This window comes from Nevskia sp., assembly GCF_023266035.1.
Taxonomy (GTDB): Bacteria; Pseudomonadota; Gammaproteobacteria; order Nevskiales; family Nevskiaceae; genus Nevskia.
In genome coordinates this window covers 1-4,195 of record NZ_JAHFRY010000066.1, presented here as the reverse complement: position 1 = coordinate 4,195, position 4,195 = coordinate 1, and the positions used below count along the sequence as shown (strand labels likewise).

Annotated in this window: 1 protein-coding gene and 1 pseudogene; both read left to right on the top strand. The window is 66.0% G+C overall.

Features of this window, described 5'->3' with window-relative positions; translation table 11 throughout:
* Positions 1-4,014 (top strand): annotated as a pseudogene (locus tag Q0D45_RS11620) (hypothetical protein); the annotation flags it as partial.
* Positions 4,011-4,195: phage baseplate assembly protein (locus Q0D45_RS11615; protein WP_293392927.1), on the top strand; the 185-nt coding region annotated here is incomplete at its 3' end. The pseudogene Q0D45_RS11620 and the gene Q0D45_RS11615, both read left to right, overlap by 4 nt.

Here is a 4,195-nt window from a genome sequence, read left to right as displayed (position 1 = left end):
GGCCCGGTGGGTCCTGCCGGCCCGCAAGGCCCGCAGGGTTTGAAGGGCGACACCGGCAACACCGGTGCAGCCGGCGCCACAGGCCCCGCAGGCGCCACCGGCCCTGCAGGCCCGCAGGGCATTAAGGGCGATGTCGGAGATGTCGGCCCCGCAGGTGCGACAGGCGTCACCGGTCCGGCTGGCCCGCAAGGCCCGCAGGGAGTGAAAGGCGATACCGGCAACACCGGCGCCACTGGCCCAGCCGGCGCGACCGGCCCTGCAGGCCCGCAGGGCGTCAAAGGCGATGCCGGCGACATCGGACCTGGCGGTGCGGCAGGCGCTGTCGGTCCGACCGGCCCGCAGGGTCTCAAGGGCGACAAAGGCGATACCGGCGACGCTGGCCCGGCGGGAGCAACCGGCTCTGCAGGCGTGGCTGGAGCCACCGGCCCTGCGGGCGCGACTGGCCCTGCAGGTCTGCAGGGCGTCAAAGGCGACACCGGCAACGCCGGCCCGACAGGTCCGACGGGTGGCACCGGTCCGGCTGGTGCAACGGGAGGCACGGGTGCAGCTGGCACCAACGGCTGGTCGCCCGTTCTGGCCACCATCAGCGATGGCGAGCGCCGCGTTCTGCAGGTCACCGATTGGGCCGGCGGCAGCGGCACCAAGCCTGCCACCGGCAGCTACCTGGGAACCGCCGGCTTCACCACGGTGCTCGCCAATGCTGTCAACGTACGCGGGCCATCAGGATCGGGTGGTTCGGGCGGAATTCCGACCTTCAACGTCACGGACTTCGGCGCCGTGTTCGATGGCGTGACCAACGGCGTGCCAGCTGTGCTGGCTGCCCAAGCCGCAGCGACCACCGCAGGCGGCGGCATGGTCTATATCCCCGATGCGCCTGCCGGCCTGCTGCTGGCCGGTGGCACGTCCAGCGTCCTCAGCGGCCAGGATGTCTGGATCGAAGGCGATCCCTGGGGCTCGAAGATTCTCAGCCCGATCGACGCCAGCGCGGTAACGGGCACCTCGCTGAACATCGATTTCAGCCTCGACATGCTGGGGCCTTACAGCATCCTCGAAATGGTGGATGTCACCGCCAGCGAATGGACGGATTCCGTCACCGCCTCGCTGACCATCAACAGCGCCAACGAGGCCCAGTACGACCACGGCGGCCTCCGCGTGGAGCGCGCGCGCAGCAGCGCTGCCGCCATCTTTACCGTCAGCTTCAGCAGCACCCTGGCCGATGGTTTCGATTTCTCGGTCTACAACTTCAAGAACAGCGGCACCAGCAGCAGCACTGCGGTGGTGCGCATCGCTGGCATCGATGGATTGAGCGTCTCGGTGAACGGCGCCGCCGCCGGCACCGGCGTGGTGGCAGACCTCACGACGGAAACCGGCCTGTTCGTCAAGAAAGTGGCCGGCGTTCTGCAGGTCACCACCGGCGTCGGTGTGGGCGCGGTGCTGAACAACTGCGATTGCGTGACCCGCATCGAGCTGTCGCAGAGCGACGCCGCCAACTTCGCCTACGGCGATGCGATGCACATCGAATCGAACGTGGAGCTGGATTGCAGCTCGCCGTCGAAGAACCAGCGTAACTACGAGATCGATGGCGACACGGTTTACGGCCGCTATCTGGGCTACGTGTTCCTCACCGCCAAGCTCGATCGCACGGCGGCGATCAGCGCCGGCAGCATCAAGCGGGCGCGCAAGTTCGCGAAATACAAGTGCGTGGTGCGGAACATCGTGCCGGTCGGCTTCGGCAACGTCGAAGTGGACGCCCGCAACGGCTCAAAGAGCTGCATCACTTACACCGGCATTCACAACCTGGTGCTGGACGGCTGCGGCATCGGCGACATCTGGAACTTCGGCCATACGATCCGCGGCTGCCTGCGCACGTCGTTCCGCAACCCGCGCTGCCCCTACGCCCGCAACAGCGCCGAGATCGGCAGCGAGCAGTACTTGCTGAATCACGACGGCTGGAACAAATACACGCTGATCACCGGCATCAATACCGAGGGTGCCCGGCACATCCACACCACATCGCATCCGAGCAGCGAATCGAGCTATCAGTCGTCGCTGTCCGCCGTCATGCGCCACGGCGAGCCGAAGTACTGGCGCGTCGCCGGGGGGCTCATCACCAACCCGATGGGCAACGGCATCGACACGCACAAGAACGGCGTTTTCGGCACGTTTTCGGATCTGAAGCTGATCGGTTGTTCGACCTGGATCAACGGCACGATCGTGCCCAAACACATCCAGCATCGCTGCGGTTCAACGCTCTACGAGAACATCGAGTGTCTGAACTACATGGACGGCATCGCCGTCGACATGGGCAACAGCGGCGCTTACGGCGAGGTGCGCGCCCTCGACAACCTGGTTGAGTTCCGCAACCTCAAGATGGGGGGCAGTCGCTTCCCGACCACGCCCATTCCTGGCTACAACCAGCGGGTGATTTCGGTCAGCGGTGATATCGATCACAGCGGCCGGCAGACCGTAGTGTTCCGGGGCGGCGAAATTCGAGGCCCAGCCTCGCGAGTGTTCGATCTGGGCGGCGCCTACCACGTCATGATCCAGGACATGGATCTGGAAGCCGATGTCCGCACCGGCGGCTTCCTGATCCAGTTCGCCGCACCGGCTTTCGCCAACCGACGCAGCAAGCTGACCCTGGGCGATCTCCGCATCAAGACCTCCGGCTATGGCGGTGCGATCACCGGATTGTTCCGGGTGCAGGGACAGGTCGATGTCGACATCGTCGGGCCGATCATCGTCGACGGCGTCAACTACAACGCGATCATCGCCGCCAGCACCTTGAGCGGTGTGGTCACCGATATCCGCATCCGCGTTGCAGCCCAGGTCACCCAGCGCGATCAGCGCCGCGAACTGGTGTCCGGCCTCGACAACACCGCCGGCACCGTCACACTGACCTATGACGATCCGCGCTTCATCGTCTCGGCAGTCCCGGTGGGCAACATCGGCACCGGCGTCGACACCTTGCAGTCGTACAGCCTGCCGGCACGCTCGCTGATCAATGCACAGACCGGCGTTCGCATCGCGGCCTGGGGATCGATCGCCAACAATGCCAACGCCAAGACGCTGACCCTGGACGCCGGCACCGCGACCTTGCTCAGTGCCTCACTGGCGACCTCCGTGGCTGGCCAATGGCGGATCGATGCCCTGATCGTCTGCCGTGCACCGCCGCTGACCCTGACCACGAACTACATCGGGCGCACCGGAACCGTCGTTACGATGGGTTTCATTGCCAATCACCGCTACGCCGTAGCGGACGCGGCGACCGTGACCAGCAGTGATGACGCAGGGGTGAACGGGACTTTCCCGATCACTCGGGCGGTGAACCTTTCCGCCAGCGTGGTCCGCGCCAGCCGCACCGCAAACGTCGCGACCATCCGCCTGACTTCTCTTCAGGCATTCGCAGTGGATGACCCGCTGACTGTCGCTTTGTCGGACGCAAGCTACAACGGCGCGCCGGTGGTCGCGGGCATCGGCACGAAGTCAGCCAACGTCAACGCTGCGTCGCGCAGTGGCGGGGTCTTGACCTTCGGATTCACCGGGGGCACGCATCCGTTCCTGGTCGGCGATCCGGTGGTGATGACCAATCTGGGGCCGGCGACCTTCAACGGCAGTTTCATTGCCGCGAGCGTTGCCGCCGGCTCGATCACCTGCCTGCAGTCGGGCCTCGACGAAACCGCGACCGACCAGTCCGGCAACGCGAACAGCTATTTCCTGACGTTCGCCAACTCAGGCGCAGACAGCGCCGAAGCGACCGTTACCGGCACGGCGAACTGCTATGCGATTTCCTACGACTGCGGGGTGAGCGGAGCCATCACGGACCAGGTCGCGACGGTCGTCAGCTATTTCCTGCGCAGCTCGGCGCTGGTGTCGCAGAACGGCGTGCAGGCGCTGGCCAACAGCGCCCCGAACTTCAACACCACGGCGGTGGCGCTGATCAAAGCCACCGGCAGCGCCACCGCCAACAACGATATCGTCCAGGACGGCCTCGTCGTCGAGCTGGTCCGGCCGTGAACCTCCTCGCCGCCATCCAGCAAGCCCAGCGCCCGCTGATGCGCCGCCTGCGCGCGCTGGCCAGCCGTGCGCTGATCGCCCGCGTCGACGACGGCGCGAAGCTGCAGACCGTGCAGATCAGCGTCATGGCCGGCGAGCGCCTAGACGGTGTGCAGCGCCTGCAGTACTTCGGGCATTCGGC